Genomic DNA, 17,958 nt, shown 5'->3' with positions numbered 1-17,958 from the left:
TCGACATGGACATCGCCAGGCCATGACGCACGGAAGTGCCGGTCGAGCACTGCTTGACGTTTGTTTATGGTCGAGGACATCGGTGGCTATCTTTCCATCCCGAATGCATTCGCCACTTTCGTGACAAGTCCAGACAACGTGCCGCCCTGGCTGCTCTGGCATCTACGGCATCGTGTGCCGTCGATTCCTTCTTTCGCATATGCCCTTCGTTCCGCGTTGGTCATTTTCCAGCCGTCACGGAAGTAATAGTGAATGGCGAGCTCAGGCGAGTGCTCTGGTACGGGTTGCGTCTCGGTCCCGCTGATCATCACTTCACCACAGTCCAGGCATCGCTGCCCCTCGCCGGCCTTCTTGGCCGCCCGGCCCGCCGGCCCTCGGGTCTGTGCACCACCGTAGTCGCGCTTCCTGTTATACCTCTTCGTCGGCATCTCCGGTCCCTGGCGGTCAGTCACAGTGCCGTCCGAGTCCGCTTCGAACCTGGGGCTGGGGCAAGTGACGCCATCGGTGTTATGGACGAGGACCGCGAGGTCGCCCGCCACCACGTGGTAGGTGTGCAGCCCGTCGACGCTCAGGTCGTAGGTGGTGCGCTGCGCCTGGTAGCCCCTGACGTTGACGATCTCGGCTTTACCGCCAGCCGCGTCCTGCAGCTTGTGGTGCGCCTTGAGGTCCTTCGCCTGCGTCCAGGAGTTGGCAGTCGCGTCGTAGAACTGGTGGTGTGCGGTGGTCTGGATCGTCTTGGCGCCGGACTTGGTGGCCACGGCGATATCGACGTAGTCACGGTCCGTTTTGGTGACGACCACCGCCTTGACCTGGTGCTTCTCCTTCTTCTTACTGCCGGGCTCGGCGGTGAGGACCCAGTCGCCGACCTTGATTTCGGAGATGGGCTTCGCCGCGCCGCTCGCCAGGACGACTGGGGTGGTGGCGGTGAAGCTGTGCGGGGTGCAGCCCTTGCGGCCGAACTTGCTCGCGGCAGCACCGAAGAGGCCGCCGAGTGCCGCGCCACCGGTCGTTGCCTTGGCGGCGCCGCTGACGCTGCAGCCTCCAGGGCTGCTGGAGCAACTCACGCCGTAGCTCACGGCACCCTCGGCGCCGCCGGCTGCGGCGCCGGTGAGGGCACCACGCGCCAGGGCGCTCGCACCGCTGCTGGCCAGAGCACGCCCGGCGAGGGCACCTGCGCCACCGCCGACCAGACCGGTCAGGCCACCCACGGCCGCAGCACCGAGGTACCCGCTGAGAGTGTGCGGGCCGTCGCTCATCGCGTAGCCGACGGCGTTGGCCACAGCCCCCGCCGCAGCGGCACACGCCACTGCTCCGACACCCGCGGTGAGTGCGGTACACGCGGCTCCGGCCGCGATGCCGACCACCACAGGGACGATGGTGGAGGCGTGCTGCTTCACATAGTGGGCAGTCGCCTTGGCTGCCTTCTTGACGGCTCTGCCGACCTTCTTGGCGGCCTTGACCACCTTGTGGGCGGCGTGTTTGACGGCCTTGGCGGCGTGCTTGACGGCGTGCTTGACGGTCTTGGTGACCTTGTGGACGTACTTCTTTACGCGCTGGTAGGTCCTCTTGACATATTTCTTGACCTTTTTGACGGCGTCGTGGACGTAGTGCACGGCCTTCTTGACCGCGCGCTTGACCGTCCTGACGGCCCTCTTGACGGTCTGCTTGACCTTCTTGGCCGCCGTCCTGACGACCTTGGCGACCTGCTTGACGGCCGCCGTGGTCTTGTGCCAGGTCGACTTGGCAACGCTCGTGACCTTCTTGGTGACCTTCTTCGTGAGCTTCTTCAGCGCGCCGCCGATGCTCCAGTGACCGGTGGGGTCGGTCATGGTCATCGGGTTGTCGTCGCCGTAGGCGAAGCGGTTGGCGCTGACCGATGCCGCCACGTTCGAGACGTCGGCGGTGTCGCGGCTGTTGAACTGGCCGGTCTGCGGCGAGTACCAGCGGGCCGCCATGTTGACCTTGGCGGTGGTCGGGTCGGTCCAGCCGGACTGGTAGCCGAGGCGTCCCAGCATGGTGCTGGACTGCTGGACCTTGCCGAACGGCGAGTAGGTGGTCGAGCCGGTGAGGGCCTCCCCGCCCGCTGTGAACTGCGCGATCACATCGTCGTGCAGATCGGTCATCGCGAGCGCCGACTGGGTGGCGTCCTTCACGCCGACCAGCGAGCCATCGACATTACGGCTGTAGGTCGCCGAGCCGTCGGAGGCCACGTCGTTGCCGGTGCCGCTGTAGGCGAAGGTGAACAGCGGGCCCGTGCCCGGGTCGCTCGCGCTGAGAACCCGGTCCAGACCGTCGTACGTGTACGTCCGGTCGCCCTCGTTGATCACACGGTTGAAGGCGTCCGCGCGGATGGAGGTGGCCTTACCCGCCTCATCCGCCATCGAGCTCATCGTGCCGCGGGCCGTGTAGGAGTAGCTGTTGTGCCCGTCGGAGGTGAGCTGGTTGCGGGCGTCGTAGGTGTAGGTGTCGCCGCCCACGCGCGTCCGGTTGCCGGAGGCGTCGTAGCCGTAGTTCTCGGTGGTGCTCCCGTTGTTCCAGGACGACAGGCGGTTCGCCCAGTCGTAGCTGTACGTGTTGGTCGACGCGCCCGCGACCCCGCTGGTCGTCTTCGACGTCTCGTTGCCGTTCTCGTCGTACCCGTAGTTCACCGAGGCCAGGGTCTTGCCGGTCGGGGAGGTCAGGGTGTCCGACTTGAGCTGCTCCAGGGCGTCGTAGCCGAAGGTGCGCTTGGCCTTGCCGGTGCCGTAGTCGATCGACTTGACGTTGCTGTTGACGTCGTAGCCGTAGGTCAGCGAGGAGCCGGTGGCGCCGTCGTTGACCGTCGACAGGCGCCCAGCGGTGTCATAGCCGTAGGTCGACGTGCCCGCGGCGTCGGTCCGGGAGGTCATCGCTCCGTCGCCGTTGTAGGCGAAGGAGGAGGTGCCGGACGGGCCAGTGGTCGACAGCAGCTGGCCGCGGTCGTCGTAGCCGAAGGTGTCCTTTCCGGTGTCGGAGTCGGTGCCGGTCACCGAGGTGATCCGGTCGTCCGAGTCATAGGTGTAGGTGTGGTCGGCCGTGGCGGCCTCGGCGCCGGTGCCGGTCTGCCGGGTGAGGCGGCCCTTGGCGTCGTAGTCGTTGGTTACGGTCACGCCGCCCGGCGAGCGCTGTTCCTTCACCTGCCCGCTGGCGTCGTACACCGTGGTGAAGGTGCGGTCAGCGGCGTTCGGGTAGGCGGGTGTGGCCGGCTCGATGGCCGACTCCGGCAGCCCCCAGGAGTTGTAGGAGGTCAGGAACGGGTTGCCCCGCCCGTCGGTGAAGCGGGTGCGGTGACCGGCGATGTCGTAGCCGAAGGTCGTGGTGATCGACTCGGTTGCGGACACCGGCTGGACGGCCTTGGTGACCAGACCCGTCGGGTCCACCGTGAGGCGGGTGGTGTGCCCGCGGAAGTCCGTCGTCGAGGTCCGGTTGCTCATCCGGTCGTACGTCGAACCGGTGGTCCGCAGGACCTTCCCCGTCTCGTCCAGATCACTGATCGAGACCAGATCGCCGAACCCGTTGTACGTGTTCCGGGTCGAGGTCCCATCCGGATCGGTCGAGGTCACGACCTCCCCGTCCTTGTCGTACGTGAACCGCGTGGTGTTGTTGGCCCCGTCCGTGGTGGACGTGACCTCACCGAGCGCGTTGTACGTGAACGACTGGGAGACCCCGGCGGGGCTCACCTTCCGGGACAGCTGCTGTCCCGGCGCGTCGTAGGAGTTGATCGCCGTGTAAGCGCGCTGGGTCGGCTGACGCACGATGTCCGTGCTGGTGAGCTCGCGGCCCAGGTAGTCGTAGGTCGACTCCTCGCGCGCGCCGTTGGCGTGCGTGGCCGAGAGCTGGTCACCGTTGGTGTCGTAGGTGTACTTGGTCAGATCGCCGTTGGCATCCTTGACCGAGGCCACGTCACCGAGCTGGGTGTAGGTGTACTCGGTGCGCCTGCCCAGCGGGTCGACTTCGGCCGAGACCTGGCCGAGGTGGTTGTACTCGTTCCAGGACACCGACTTGACCGGCGCCGAGGCGCCCGGCGGGGTGTAGTCCGGAAGCGTCGTCGAAGACTCCTGGCCCTCCCCGTCGTAGGCGGTGACCGTGACGTTGCCGAGCGGGTCCGAGGACTCCGTCTTCTCACCGAAGGTGTTGTAGCCGGTCATCGAGACCGGCCGCACCGAGGCGGGCGTGCCGCCGCTCTGCTCGGCGTTCACGGCCGGCTCGGTCACGCTGGTCTGCTGGCCCGACTCGTCGTAGCCGTAGTCCGTCGTGTTGCCGTTGGCGTCCGTCATCGCGATCGGCATGCCGCGCTGGTCCAGCTTCCAGCTGGTGCTGCGCACCGAGCTGTCAGCGGCGGGCAGCGTCTTGCCGTAGACGCCCGAGACCTGGGTCGCGGTGAGCGCCTCGCCGTAGACCTGGACGTCCGCGAGGGCGCCCTTGTGGTACTCGCCCTGCGTGCCCCCGGACATCCGGCGGCCGATCTGCAACGGCCCGGTGGCCTCCCACGACCCGCTGTACGGAGTGGTCGCCTTCAGCGCGCCGTTGACGTACAGCCGGATCTCCGCAGCCGCCGCGTCGTAGACACCCGTCAGGTGCGTCCAGGTGTTGGCCGTCACCGCCGCCGTACCAGAGGCGGCACGGGTCACGGTCGGGTTCGCCTCGTCACCGGACGTCCGATTGAAGGACCACCCCTGTGAGGTCGAATACCCCAGCTGGAAGGCGTTCTCGGTCTTGCTGTCCTGGGAGACGAAGGTGCGGTTGGCCGTGGTGTCGGCCAGCTTCACCCAGGCCGAGACAGTGAAGCCACCGTTGGTGTTCACCGCCCCGGTAGCCGCCTGGCCGTAGGCATTGGCGGTGCCGTCGAAGACCGCGCTGCCGCCCTGCTCGGTCGAGCGGGTGACGCCGGAGCCGAAGGCGACCTTGTTGTTGCCGCCCGAGGAATCGTCGGCCAGCGTGCCGCTGGTCTCGTTCAGCTTCCAGCGGCCCACCGGAGCAGTGGAGCCGTCGTGGACGGTGGTGCCGGTGACGTTGCCGAGGCGGTCGTAGCGGGTGTCCTTGGTGCTGGTGTCGCCCGACGGATCGAACTCCGTCTCGGAGACGACGTTGTCGTCCGGGTCGTAGGAGACCTTGGTAGTGCGGGCGAGGCCGCCTGGGTCGTGGGTGGTCGAGGTGGTGCGGTCGGCGGCGTCCACCGTGAACGAGGTGGTCGTGGTGCCGTCGTTCGTGACCTGCTTCGTCAGGTTCCCGGCCGCGTCATAGGTGTTCGCCTGCTCGGTGAACGCCTTGTTGTTCTGCGGGTCCCTGCGCACCACGGACGCGGACAGGCCGTCGTCGGTGTAGGTGTACTCGGTCACCCAGCCCATCGCGTCGGTGATCGACGCGAGCCGGCCCGCCGGGTCGTAGGCCCGCGACTCCTGCACCAGCTTGGTGGGAGCGGACGGGCTGTTGGGGTCGCCGGTGTAGTTGAGCAGGCTGGTGGTGAGCGGCCTGCCCTCGGCGTCGAAGGTGTACTCGTTGACGTTCCCGGCCGGGTCCGTCTCCTTGACCTTGTTGCCGTAGACGTCGTACTCGAACGCGGTGGTGTCGCCGCCCGGGTCCGTCCGGGTCGCGACCCGGTTGTACGCGTCGTACGTCATCGACGTGGTCCGAGCCGTGTCGCCACCGCTCGCGTCGGAGACCGTCTGCGAGGAAACGTTTCCGTCCGGGTCGTAGACGGTCATCGACTTCGCCTGGTGCACGGCGCCGGTGACCCGGTTGGTGACCTTCGGGCTGATCTCCGAGACGACCTGGTCGTCCTTGTCGTACGCCAGCGTCGTCGTCAGACCCGCCGGATACGCGTCCGAGACCTCCGTCTTGGTGACCTTGCGCCCCAAGGCGTCGTACGTGAACTTCGCTGAAGCGCCGTTGGCGTCGGTGATCTGCGCCAGATCACCGTTCTTGAAGTAGGTGTACGAGGTCGTGCGCCCGCCCGGCGTGCGCACCGAGGCCACAAGCCCGGCCGGGGCGTAGGTGGTGCCGCCCTCGGCCGCAACCGTGGTCGCGGTGGTGTAGGTGGTGGTGGCGGTCCGTCCGTTCGGCGAGCCCGGGACCGGCGGGGTGGTCACCGACGTGATGTTCCCGGCCGCGTCATAGGTGTGGCTGGTGAGATAGGTGTTGTCGGTAGGACCGGAGGAGCGGCCGTCCCTTTCTGTCAGCAGCAGGTCGTTGCGCGGGTCCATCGCCGGGAACAGCGTGGTCGCGTCCGGGTAGTACGTGTAGTACTCGGTGGCGCAGGTGTTGGCCGCGGTGTTCTGGCAGGTGGTCGTGGAGACCGTGTTGCCGCGCACGTCGTGGCCGGTCACCGAGCGGTTGCCGTTGGCGTCCGTCACCGTGTGCAGGAAGCCGGAGGTGTCGTAGCCGTAGGTGGTCCGGTTGCCGTTGCGGTCGATCTGGGCAAGCAGCCGGTTGTTCAGCTCGGCGTCGTAGACGTAGGTGAGCGTCTTGTCGGTCGGGTCGGTCAGCTTGACCGTGCGGACCGGGGCGACGCCCGAGGACGACTTGGCGGCCGAGTAGTGCTGGCCGATCTCGGCCTCGCCGAGCGCGTGCCCGTAGACCGCGACCTCGGCGATCGAGCCGTTGAAGTAGCTGATGTCAGCAGGTGCGCTGTACCAGCCCTTGGCGAAGCCCGCACCGATGAACGTGCGCGACTTGGCCTCGTCGTTCACGCCGCCCGTCAGGTCGCCCTGCTTCTTGCCGTCCAGATACAGCGTCTGGGTGGAGCCGGAAGCGGAGAGGACCGCGTGGTGCCAGGCGTTGTCGGTCACCGTCGACGTGGAGCCGAAGGCGGTAGCGGTGCTGCCACCGCTGAACCAGTGGCCGTGCAGCTTACTGTCCGCACCCACGTACAGCAGCGGGGCCCAGTCACCTCCCACACCCGCCGGGTCGTTGAGCGCACGCGACTGGTCGGCCGCGATCACACCCGGCTTGGTCGTACGGAACCACAGCTCGATCGCCCGGTTGCCCGAGCGGTGCAGCGGGCCGTAGGGCACCTCGGCGAACGAGGACGTACCGTCGAAGTCCACGGCCGACTGGTCACTGGGACCGAACGGACCCTCTGCACCCTGGGTGACCGTGTTGTACGTACCGAGCCCCGTGTGCAGCTCGTTGGCGGCCTGCGCCGCACCCTGGGTGTCACCGAGGCGCCAGTAGCCGGAGGGCTCCGCGCCCATCACGGACGAGCGGTAGACCTGCGAGGAGCCGGTGACAGTGGCCGGGTTGAGCTTCCAGGTGCCGCCGTCACCGTCCACGGCCTGGATGACCATGTCGTCGGCGGTCGAGTACGTCACGGCCGACTGAGTCTTGCCGTTCGGCGTGGTGATCTTGTTGAGCAGCCCGGCGGGACGGGTCGCTGCCTGGTACTGCGCAGCGATCACCTCCGCGCTGAGCGGCTTGGCGTAGATGGCCGCCTCGGCCATCTGACCGCCGAAGTGGCCAAGCGGATCGCCCGCGTTCATGTTCGGCCAGCCATGGGTGTTCACACCCGCGCCCAGCGTCAGATACGGCTGCGCCCAGTCGTTGATCGTCGCCGACCGGCTGCCTTGCGCCACACCGTCCAGGTACAGCGTCATCGAGGTCGCCGCGCCTGTGAGTACGGCCTGGTGCCACTTGTCGTCGTTGACCGACGCCGACGACACGATCGTCGAGTAGCAGCCGGGCGACGAGGCGAAGCAGCCACGCAGCTTGCCGTCAGTGCCTACATACACGGCCGGCGTGTTGTAGTTCGTCGTACCGGCGGGGTCGGGGTCGCTGAGCGGCTTGTCGCCGTAGTAGAAGAGGACGCCGCCCGTCTGAGACGTCTTGAACCACAGCGAGACCGAGGCGTACGAGGGGGTCGCGCCCGGCGCGCTGGGTATCTCCACGTAGCTGCTGGTGCCGTTGAACGACGCCGTGGGCTGGGTGGACCCGGCGAGCACATTGGCACCGCCGGTGGTCACGTTGTGGTAGATGCCGTTGTACTTGCCCTGGTTGAGGTCGACGGCGTCCTTGGCGACGCCGTCACCGGCCGCCTCGCCGAGCCGCCAGTAGGCGAACGGGTCCTGGTCCAGGACCGTGGTGCGGTAGTGGTTGCCCGTGGCGTAGCCGTAGGTGATGCACTTCGACCAGTCGGCCGGCGGACATACCGAGGTCAGCTGGTCGCCGCTGTAGCCGTATTTCCACGTCTGCGCGGTGTTGGCGTCGGCCGGGTCGGACGGGTCGGTGGCGACCGTCGCGACATGCGCCGCACCAGCCCCCGCCGGAGTCTGCCAGCTGAGGGTCAGCGAACGGTTGGACGTGGTGTTCGTGATCTTCGTCAGCTGGTTGTTGGCGTAAGTGAAGGTCTCGGTGCGGCCCGCGTAGTCCTTGATGGACGCGAGCGCGTAGACACCGGTCTTCCCCGTGGTCTGGGTGAAGGTGTAGGTGGTGAAGTCCTTATCGACCAGCGTGTATCCGCCGGTGACCGCCTGGAAGCGGGCGTAGCGGCCCAGTGGCGGGACGAAGGTGCCGTCGGTGTTGCGGCCGAAGGCGACCTGCTCGCCGCCGGGGTAGGTGATCACCACGCTGGTGACCGCGCCGGAGCCGTCCTTGACCTCGGCGGCCTTCATGTCGGCGATCGTCGACCAGCCCGCACCGAAGGCGCTGTCGAGCCGGGGGTCGAGGCTGTTGTAGGAGCGCTCGATGGACAGTGACGGTCCGGTGACCTCGACGTCTGCGTCGGTGTCGTCGGTGGTGTAGTTGCCGTCGCTCGGGTCGAACTCGTGCCCGTTGGTGTTCTGCGACAGGCCCGAGGTCACCGGCGGCTGCGGCACGGCGGTGGTGAAGCGGCTGCTGTAGCTGGAGGAGTTGACGCCGTCCGAGACGGTAGTGATCCACAGGTAGTTCTTGGACCACTTCAGCTTCCCGGCCGGGACCACCCAGGCGCCCTTGGACAGCGCCCCGGAGGAGGCCAGCGCGGCTTGGTTCTGGTCACTGGAGTCGGCGTCGAACACGTCGAAGGCGTACGTCAGGGGGTTCGGGCCCTTGTCCGCATCGGTCGCGTAGGTCGTCAGCTCCGGCTGGAGGGTGTTGGCCTGGTAGTTCTCCGGCGGGTACTGCGCGTTGACCTGCGGGGCGACGTTCGCCGTGTAGGTCAGGTCCAGGGCCGGGCGGAAGCCGGCGGTGGTGGCGTTGTCGGAGTGGAACTTCTTCCAGTGCAGCCCGTCACTGGTGATCGCGCTCAGCGCCAGGCCGTAGTTGGCCGCGCCGCCCGCGATGTTGTTGAACCACGTGGTGTTCAGCGGCACCGGCATCTTCACACCGACGCTCGTCGAGCCCGAGGAGTTCGAGCACGACGCTCCCGGCGCGACAGTGGCCGAGCCGATGGCGGCTCCGAAGGACGGACCCGGGTAGCTGGTCACGCCCGAAGGCGTCCAGGCCTGGGTGATCGGGTGGACGTTGAACGGCTCGGCCGTGCAGGTCGCCGACCACAGGGCATACACGTTCAGGGTCGCGGCGGTGACCTTCTGGCCCGCCAGCGTGGTGCCCAGCGAGGAGAACTGGAGGAACGAGTTCGCCTTGTTGGTGCCCGAGTCGTAGGACCCCACCTTGATCATGTTCTCGGTGGAGTGGTCCCCGCCGATGGTGTTCTGGGTGTACGTCGAGTTGCTGGCCGTCACCGTCGGGTCGACGGTCACCGGGAAGACCCGCTTCGGGTCGTCCAGCCAGGCCCGGTCGGCGGTCATCCGCAGCGCGGGCTTGCCGTCCACCGTGGTCAGCTCGTAGGACACCGCGCGCGACTGGGCGAAGTCGCCCGAGCGCGGGTCGATCTTCGAGTCCTCCATGAACGCGTGCGGGATGGTCGCCACGGTCTTGCCGTCGGCGTCCGTGAAGACGACGTCACCGTCCTCGGCGATCCTCGGCGTGAGGCCCTTGACCTCCAGCGGGAAGAGCCACGAGTTCGGCGCGTCCTTCGACTTCAGGACCAGCCGCTCCTTGAAGCCTTCCGCCAGTGGTGACAGCTTCAGGTCGGTGTCCTTGAAGACTTCCTTGTACGTGGCCGTGGAGTCGCCGTCCACCACTGCCGGCACCTTCGCGGCGCCGCGCAGGCTGTACGCCAGAGAACGACCGGAGCCGAAACCCACCGAGGCAAGCTGCGCTGCGGCAGCGTCCGTTGCGAACGCGACGCCCAGCGAGTTGGCGGTCTCGGCCAGGACACCGCTGCTGCCGACCCGCAAGGTGGTGTCGATCGGCTTCCAGGTCCCGTCCGGCGCCTTGAAGTTCGTCCGGGCTGTGTAATGGCGCACCGTGGTGGAGCCGTCGGCGTTGGCGAAGACGTCCGCGGTCGCTGTCGACTTCTTCGCGTCGCGCTTGCTGGTGCGCGCGTCGAAGCTCTTGGCACCCCCGACCGCCTTGCCCGTCTTGACAGGCTTGGTCCGGTCCTGCGGCCGCTGGTACTCGGTCAGCTCACCCTTGCCCTTGCCGGGCTTGTGGCCGCTGCCGCCCTTGGCGCGGGTCTGCTTCGCCGTGGCGAAGTGACTCTTGCCCTTGGCCGTACCGCTCTGCTGGTCCGGGGTGTCGAGCGGGGACTTGTTCGCCCACTGCCACAGACCCGACAGCGACCACTTCGGCATCGACAGGCGCGGCAGCGTCGCGCCGGTGGCCTGAGCCGTCTCGGTGGTGAGCATGAACGAAAACGCCAGCAGGACCAGAAGGGCGACCCTTCTGGCCCGGCGGCGTCCGGGCGGGCCCGGAGGGAACAACAGACGGGACGTACGAGCCCATCTACCATGCATTTTGAAACAGCCTTTACTTACACGTGGCTTATAGAAGACAAAGCCCCGCGATACTGCCTCACCCCTCCCAGAGAGCCGCCCCCACCCCCAGCTTCTTTAGCTTGCCTTTACTCATTTCGGCGTGTCGGAACCAATGGTTCCTATCTACACGGCTGTATTGACCCCACGGTTGACGGCTCGGGCCACGTCCGCACGCAGGCCATCACCGGACTCGACCGCCGTCACGTTGCCCCCGTTCGCCTGCCCGTCGACCAGAACGAAGCGGACCTTGGGGTGCCCCTTCGCCGCTGCGGCAGCCGCAGCCACTGGCGCCTTGCCAGCCGCGACCACCACATCGCAGGAGCGCTGCACGAGACCGTTGACGAACGGTGTCGCATTGGCCTGCGTCTGCTCGCCGGTCACGGGGACGAAGTTGACCCGGGCGTGCGTCGCGGAGGAGGCGTCCTGCATCCCGGCCCACACCGACGCGCCCAACGTCCCCTCGGCCACGCCCTGCGGCCCGGTCAGCAGACACGCGTCGATATTCCGGTACTGACGGGCCCGCGCGTCCGGCGGCCCCGGCTTGTCGTCCGAGGCGAGCAGCGACCCGGCGACAGCGGCGCCGGTCACGGCAACCGCCACTCCTGCACCCAGCCAGACCCAGCGCCGGTGCGCCCGCGCGCCCCCGACAAGATCCGCGAGTCGCCGCCGAGCGCGCACGTGCCGCCCGCGCTTGCCCTGCTCGGCCTGGGCAGACTTCGCCTGCTGAGCCTGACTGACCTGCTTGACCTGCTTCACCGCTGCCCACCCGCCGAACCGCGCCCAGTCGGCCCCGCCACCCACGCATGGACAGCCGCCCCGGCCGTCGACAGCGCAAGCAGCAGCACATCGGCGGCGAACTCCACGCCGTACGTGTCCTCCGCGGTCATGGCGTTCTGCGCCACCCAACACGCCCATACCGCGCAGAAGGCAGCGAATGCCACCCAGTCGGAGGCCCGGCGCCGCCGCAGAGCGATCACGAACGACGGCACAGGGCACAGCAGGCCGAGCGTGGCGAAGGGGACCAGCGCGAGCCCGGCACGCACACCACGTGCACGATGCTCTCGTTCTGGGCATATCGGATGCCGCGAGGGAGTGGCGGCCGCACTCTGAGGGGAATTCACAAACGGACTCTACAATTCCGCATGACGGTACGCGGAAGCATGCAGCCCTTCCACCACCGCCCGACGGCCACCCTCACCAGGAAGAGAGCAGCCTGGACAAGCCAGGCTACCCAGCCCCCTTCTCGCAGACATGGACGAAGTCGTCACACATCACAGACCAGCGGTCTGAGGCTTCACCGTGGTAGATAGGTTTGCTGCCACTCCAGCGACGGCATGCTGAGCGCAGCTTCAGCGAGGGCCCTGGCAGAGGGCGTTTTCAAGCTCGCGAGGCTGGTGTCGATCCAGTTCTGTACGTTCGCGTAGCCCTGCTCGCGGTATTCGACGGCCTGGACGAGGCATTCGAGCTTGTCGGCGTCGTGGGCGACGATCACTTCGGGGCTGTCGCCGTTCTCGTACTCCTCGACGATCCGCTGGACGCCGGCGGTGACGGCGGGGTGTGCGGCGGATACCTGGTCGGCGGTGACCTCCTCGTTGGAGGCGGCCTTCAGGTAGCGGCGGCCGATGCGCGGGATGTCGCTGACGCGCGTCTCCTGGGTGTCGTGGAAGACCGCGAGCAGCGCGGCCTTCGCCGGATCCGCGCCCTCCATCATGGCCAGGACGCTCGCGATGATCGCCGTGCGGAAGCTGTGCTCGGCGATGGTCTCCGGGTCCTTGACTCCGACGATCCACCAGCCGGACCGCTTGGCCCTCTTGAGCATCCCCATCTCGAACAGGAACCCTGCGGTGCCGCGGCTCTGGTCGTCTGCCATGTGTGGCCCTCCGTTGCTCATGTGCGGTTGCCCAGCCGGTGCTGCACGGCGCCGAGATCGCGCCGGCATCGGGGAGAGATCTCGCTGACGTCGAGGATGTGTCCGACCCTCTCACCGAGTACGGCGGCCACGGAAGGGGTGGCCTGCGGGAGCCAGGGGTGCGCGTACAGGAGGGCCCAGAGGGAGTGGACGTACAGCTCGGCGTAGGTGGGGGCTTCGTGGAGCCCTTGGACGAGGAGGCGCAGGAGGGTGAGGGGGTCCCAGCCGGTGAGGTCGCGGTCGCGCATGAACAGGTCGCTGGGCTGGGGGCAGGAGGCGGCGCCGAGCCAGTAGGCCCAGTAGTTCAGGTTCGCGGCCTCGCCCGCGTCGTCGTCGACCAGGGCCCGCTCGATGAAGTCGCGCAGCGGCTGCGGATCTCCCTGCCGGGCGAGGGCGGTCGCGGTCGACCGGGCTTCGGGCCACGAAGAGGACCAGCCGCGCAGCGACAGGGCGCCCCGGCCCTTGTGGAGCACCTGGGCGGTCCACGCCGAGGTGTCGGGGCTGTCGTCGTACGAGGCGAGGTAGGCGGCCTGACGGCGCAGCAACACCCCGGCACCGGAGGCTCTCTCGGCGACGTCCCGCAGGTGCGCGAAGAGGTCGAGTCGCTGCTGCACGGGGATGATCGGGGCGCGGGGCACGGCTCCGCGGCGGCGTGGGGTGGGTTGGTTGGCCAGCGCGGGCGGTGGAGCGCCGTTGACGGCCCAGGCGAACATGTGGGCGGTCGCCCGGGTGTGGACCCATTCGGCGAGGGGGTGCTGCTCCAGGCGGTCCGGTGGGCCGAGCGCGCCGCTGAGGATGCGGTCGGCGTCCATGGCCGCGTCCAGGAGCTGCAGCAGCTGTGTGTCGGCGCCCAGGGCGGGTAAGCGACGGCGCAGTTCGAGGAGCGCTCCCGCCTTCATGTTGGCCATGGGGCGGCGTCCGGACTCCCAACCTTGAAGGGTCGCGAGGTCGACGCCCAGGGCTTCGGCCAGTGCGGTCTGCGTGTACGGGATGCTCTCGCGGGCCAGGCGCAGGACGTAGCCGGACACGATCCCGCTGATGCTGAGCCTGCGTGGCGGCGGCCCGTGGCCCATGACGCCCTCCCGTCCTGGCGCGGCGCTCGGTTTAACACGTACCCGCGGTCAGTCCTATCGCATTCCCCGCGCTCATACGGTCGTTGTGACCGATCGGGTGGCTCTTCCGGGAGCCGGTTTTCGCGAGGAGGGCGTGGTGGGCACCGTGACCCGTGAGAAGGCCGGGGACAGCTCGCCGACCGCCGTGCCGGCGGTGAGCGAGCTGGAGCTGATCGCACTGGACTGCGATCGGGCGCTGGGGGGGCTTCGTCCCTCGGCCGGACCCGGAGGAGCACGCCCGCCAGGTCGTGGCCATGACCGACCATGGTGAGCGGCTGGCGCACCTGGCGCGGACGATCCCCGAAGCGGAGCAGGACGTCCGGGTGGCAGGGGCGCTGCGGGACTGGGTCCAGTTGCTGGCGCGCGGCCCCGGCGAGGGGCCGTTCGCGAACTGGACCTATCTGCGGAGCCTGGCCCGCTCGGTCCGCTCACTCACCCAGTTCCTCCAGGAACAGAACCGCCCGCGCCCCTTATAACGGCACGACTTCCAAGTCCTCCCGCGTGGTGCCCCCGAAGAAGGACAGGGCGCGGGAGCAGCGGGGCCGCCCCACTCCCTTTGACCGGGCCCCCGCGCCGGTCGCGGTCTTCCTTCCCTTGGTGCTCGGGCAGGCCGCGACCGGCACCCCATCCCATCGCCTTCTGTACGTGCCTTCGCCCGTTTCCCTCCGGAGGACACCGTGAGCGCTACCGCACCCCTTGCCGTCCCGCAGGCGGTCGACTGGACCGCCTTACGGAACTTCGCTGCCCTGCGGGGCCAGTTCAGGGTCTCCCTGACGCCCCGCTGCAACCTCGGCTGCTTCTTCTGCCACAACGAGGACGACGTCCCACCGCCCCGGACACTGCGCGATCGCAGCCAGCAGCCCCGTCGGCAGGTCCTGTCCGCGAGGGACTTCCTGATGCTCATCGGGGCGGTGATCAGGGCGGGGCTTCGACGGGTGTACTTCAGCGGCGGCGAGCCACTGGTGTCCCCGCTGGCCCGCGAGGTGCTGACCAGCCTCCCGGCGATCGGTCCCGACGGCTCGTACACGCTGATCACCAACGGCACCCGGCTGCGCCGACACCAGGACTGGCTTGCCCTGACCCGACTCGACAAGGTCAAGGTGTCCCTGCACTACCTCTCCGACGAGTCGCTGTTCGCCATCGCCGGGGTCCGCACGGGCATCGCCCCCATCCTCGACGGCATCGAGGCAGCCCGCGAGACCTTCCCGCAGGTCGAGCTCAACTGCCTTCTGCTGCGCCAGAACGAGCACGAGATCCAGTCCATCCTCGACCACGCCCTCCAGCGGCGCCTGCCCGTGCAGTTCATCGAGCTGGTGCCCACCGATTTCAACAAGGGCGACGCCACCAACGCCTTCCCGGCCAAGGAGATCGTCCGACACCTTCGGACCCTCACGCGAGAGGAGCACGTCGAGGTGGCCGGTGTCGGCCAAGGGCGGAGGGTGTTCCGCGTCGACGGCGTGGAGATCGACGTCATCGAGCGCGGTCTCGGTCGCCACCACGTCGGCCAGTGCGGCACCTGCCCGCTCCGTGCCCAGTGCGTGGAGGGCTTCTGGGCCCTGCGCGCCGACCACGCCGCCGGTATCCAGCCCTGCCTGCTCCGCGGGGACCTGCGCCTGGACATCAAGGACCTGCTCGACGCCCCGGACCTGCTCGCCGAAGCCGTTGCCCGCCATGTCACCGCCTTCACCAAGGGGACCCTGTGAGCCTTCCGACCGCGTACTCGCCGATCGCGTACGACGACTATCCCCGCAGTGTCTTCTGCGTCCTGGAGGGCGTGTCCGGCGTCGGCAAGTCCACCCTCGCCCGTCTGCTCGCCAAGCGGCTCGGCGGGACCGCCCTGCACACGCTGGCCTCGCCGCACGAAGGCTGGGCGGAAGAGGTACGCCACCAACTGCGGGCGCTGCCCCAGTTCGCCTTCTACCTGTCGGGCCTGCTGCACGCGTCCGACAGGGCGCGGCAGTCACTCACCGCCGCGCCGGTGATAGCCGACCGTTACGCCTCGTCCGTCATCGCCTGCCACGGTGCGGCCCACGGAGTCGACCCCGAGGACGTGACCCGCCTCCTGGCCCCGTTCCGTGACTATCTCGCCGCCCCGGACCACACCTTCTACCTGCGCTGCTCCGAGGAAGTACTGCGGGAGCGGATGCATGGCAAGGGGGACCGCAAGCAGGACGACGCCGATCTGTTCGAGAAGCCCGGCCGGCTCAAGCAGCTCCTCGCCAACTTCGAAGCCGTCGCTGCCACCGACCCGACCGCCATCGTCCTGGAAACCGACGGCCGAACCCCGGACCAGCTCAGCGACATGATCGTCCTACACGTGGAGACAAGCCGTGCTTAACCCCATCGACACGGACAAGGTCATCCGGGACGGCGGCGCGCATGGCCGCTTTCCCGGCGAGGTCCACGAGGCGGTCGGCTGGTGGCTCGGCGCCTGCCTCGTCACTGAGCTGAAGGTGCACCGCATCGCCGTTGCCCACGACGGCAGGGCCAGCAGCGTGGTGTTCTTCCAGCGGCTGTGCCGAGGCGCGGTCAACGCCCAGCACTACACCTGCACCGTGCTGTCCCTGCGCGTGGCTGACGAGGACATCCTGCGGCGGGCGATGGACGAGCTGGGCGGGGTGCCGGGCGCGCGCGTATCCAGCAGCGGCCCCGACGGCGCCGAGACGATCTCGATCATCCTGTACGGAGCGGACGGCAAGCACCTCGACGAAGACACCGGCCTCGCCGCCATCCGGCGCGCGATCGCCCTGGACCGCGTCCCCATCCCCGTCAATGCCGCCGCCAAGGGACGGGTCGAGCACTATCCCCACCCTGTGGAAGCCAGCCCCACGGAGAAGGGAGACTTACAGTGATCGATGCGGCCGACATCATCAGCCACCGGGACCCCATCCTCTTCGTCACCCTGGACTCCCTGCGCTACGACACCGCCCGCACCGCGCTGGATGACGGCATGACCCCGAACCTGGGTCGGCTGCTGCCGGCCGGAGGCTGGGAGTTACGCCAGACCCCAGGCTCCTTCACCCTGCCCGCGCATGTGGCGTTCTTTTCCGGGTTCCTGCCCAAGCTCCCCCAGCCCGAGCAGCCCGCCCGCCTGTGGGAGTGCCGCCCTCCGGCCTTCAAGGCCGTGCCACCGGAGACGTTCGTTTTCGACGCCCCGAGCCTGCTCGCTGGTCTCGGCCAGCACGGCTACCGCACCGTGTGCATCGGCGGTGTCACCTACTTCTCGCGGGAGACGCCGCTCGGCTCCGTGCTGCCGGACATGTTCGACGAGGACCACTGGCGCCCCGAGTTCTGCTCACCGGAACCCGACTCCACCCGCCACCAGGTCGACCGGGCCCTGGAGGTCACCGAGTTCTTCGACCACCAGGCCCTCTTCCTGTTCGTCAACGTCTCCGCCACCCACGTCCCCCACGGCCACTACCTGGGCGACAGCCACGACAGCACCGCCTCCCAGCGCGCCGCCCTGGCCTACGCCGACCAGCACCTGGGCCGCCTCATCAGCACCCTCGCGGCCCACCGCCGCTGGCTGATCATCCTGTGCGCCGACCACGGCGACGCCTTCGGCGAGGACGGCTTCCACGGCCGAGGCATCGCCCACCCCGTCGTGATGAACGTCCCGTACGCGGCCATGGTGCGCGGCTGATCGCCGCTACGCTCGCCGGGCATGAGCGACGAACGCACAGGCCCGGTCCGCGACGCTTCAGTCATCGTGGCGCGGGACGACAGCGGTCGAGTGGCGATCCTGACCGCAGACTTCCCCCGCCACGGCGGCGAATGCCTCTTCCTCCCCGGCGGCCGCCGAGAAGACGGCGAAACCCCCGAGGAATGCGCCCGGCGCGAGCTGCGCGAAGAAGCCGGCATCACCGCCGCCGAGTGGCACCCCCTCGGCGACTATGCCATGACGCTCGCCTCACCAGCCCGCATCCACCTGTTCGAAGCACACGGTCTCACCCTTGGCCCACAGCAACTGAATCCAAGCGAAGAGGACTTCAAACTTTCGTGGTGGACGATGCGCGAGGCCATCGCCGCCGCCAACCGTTTCCTTCTCCCCGCCGGACCGCTGGCACTCATGATCGCGGACAGGCGCGTCACACCGTAGCCACTGGGCGGAGACAGCGCCCTCCAC

General features: G+C 68.4%; 11 protein-coding genes. 6 read left to right on the top strand and 5 right to left on the bottom strand.

What is annotated here, in order from left to right; genetic code table 11:
• Window positions 1–86 precede the first annotated feature (86 nt).
• The 5 genes from IE252_RS36415 to IE252_RS36395 all read right to left on the bottom strand — a co-directional run bounded on the left by IE252_RS36415 (window position 87) and on the right by IE252_RS36395 (window position 13,793).
• Window positions 87–10,682, bottom strand: a complete 10,596-nt coding sequence (locus IE252_RS36415) for a LamG-like jellyroll fold domain-containing protein (RefSeq protein ID WP_229849025.1) — start codon at window positions 10,680–10,682, stop codon at window positions 87–89.
• A 252-nt stretch (window positions 10,683–10,934) separates the two neighbouring features.
• Window positions 10,935–11,567 (bottom strand): BMP family ABC transporter substrate-binding protein, encoded by a 633-nt coding sequence (locus IE252_RS36410; protein WP_229849024.1) that lies wholly within the window; start codon window positions 11,565–11,567, stop codon window positions 10,935–10,937.
• Window positions 11,564–11,854, bottom strand: a complete 291-nt coding sequence (locus IE252_RS36405; protein WP_190093756.1) for a hypothetical protein — start codon at window positions 11,852–11,854, stop codon at window positions 11,564–11,566. The genes IE252_RS36410 and IE252_RS36405 overlap by 4 nt, the downstream gene beginning before the upstream one ends.
• 251 nt (window positions 11,855–12,105) lie before the next feature.
• Window positions 12,106–12,681 (bottom strand): HD domain-containing protein, encoded by a 576-nt coding sequence (locus IE252_RS36400; RefSeq protein ID WP_190093755.1) that lies wholly within the window; start codon window positions 12,679–12,681, stop codon window positions 12,106–12,108.
• A gap of 17 nt (window positions 12,682–12,698) precedes the next feature.
• The gene (locus IE252_RS36395; RefSeq protein ID WP_229849023.1) at window positions 12,699–13,793 is read right to left on the bottom strand and encodes a helix-turn-helix domain-containing protein; all 1,095 of its coding nucleotides are present in this window, start codon (window positions 13,791–13,793) and stop codon (window positions 12,699–12,701) included.
• Between the two features lie 227 nt (window positions 13,794–14,020).
• Between IE252_RS36395 and IE252_RS36390 the strand changes: the two genes are divergently transcribed.
• The 6 genes from IE252_RS36390 to IE252_RS36365 all read left to right on the top strand — a co-directional run bounded on the left by IE252_RS36390 (window position 14,021) and on the right by IE252_RS36365 (window position 17,931).
• Complete coding sequence (locus IE252_RS36390) at window positions 14,021–14,308, top strand: DUF6415 family natural product biosynthesis protein (RefSeq protein ID WP_268248451.1); 288 nt, start codon at window positions 14,021–14,023, stop codon at window positions 14,306–14,308.
• Window positions 14,309–14,509: 201 nt separating this feature from the next.
• A complete protein-coding gene (locus IE252_RS36385; RefSeq protein ID WP_190093753.1) occupies window positions 14,510–15,535 on the top strand; it encodes a radical SAM protein in 1,026 nt (341 codons plus the stop codon).
• On the top strand, window positions 15,532–16,170 hold the full coding sequence (locus IE252_RS36380; protein WP_190093752.1) for a dTMP kinase: 639 nt from the start codon (window positions 15,532–15,534) through the stop codon (window positions 16,168–16,170). The genes IE252_RS36385 and IE252_RS36380 overlap by 4 nt, the downstream gene beginning before the upstream one ends.
• Entirely contained in the window at window positions 16,163–16,684 is a 522-nt protein-coding gene (locus tag IE252_RS36375; RefSeq protein ID WP_190093751.1) for a hypothetical protein, read from the top strand. Before IE252_RS36380 ends, IE252_RS36375 begins: the two co-directional genes overlap by 8 nt.
• Window positions 16,681–17,475 (top strand): STM4013/SEN3800 family hydrolase, encoded by a 795-nt coding sequence (locus IE252_RS36370; protein ID WP_190093750.1) that lies wholly within the window; start codon window positions 16,681–16,683, stop codon window positions 17,473–17,475. The genes IE252_RS36375 and IE252_RS36370 overlap by 4 nt, the downstream gene beginning before the upstream one ends.
• Before the next feature lie 21 nt (window positions 17,476–17,496).
• Entirely contained in the window at window positions 17,497–17,931 is a 435-nt protein-coding gene (locus IE252_RS36365; protein ID WP_190093749.1) for an NUDIX hydrolase, read from the top strand.
• The last annotated feature ends 27 nt before the right edge of the window (window positions 17,932–17,958 follow it).

The sequence above is a fragment of the Streptomyces melanogenes genome (genome assembly GCF_014649795.1).
GTDB classification, from domain to species: domain Bacteria; phylum Actinomycetota; class Actinomycetes; order Streptomycetales; family Streptomycetaceae; genus Streptomyces; species Streptomyces noboritoensis.
The sequence above is the reverse complement of the archived record's forward strand: the minus strand, read 5'-3'. Positions and strand labels throughout refer to the sequence as shown.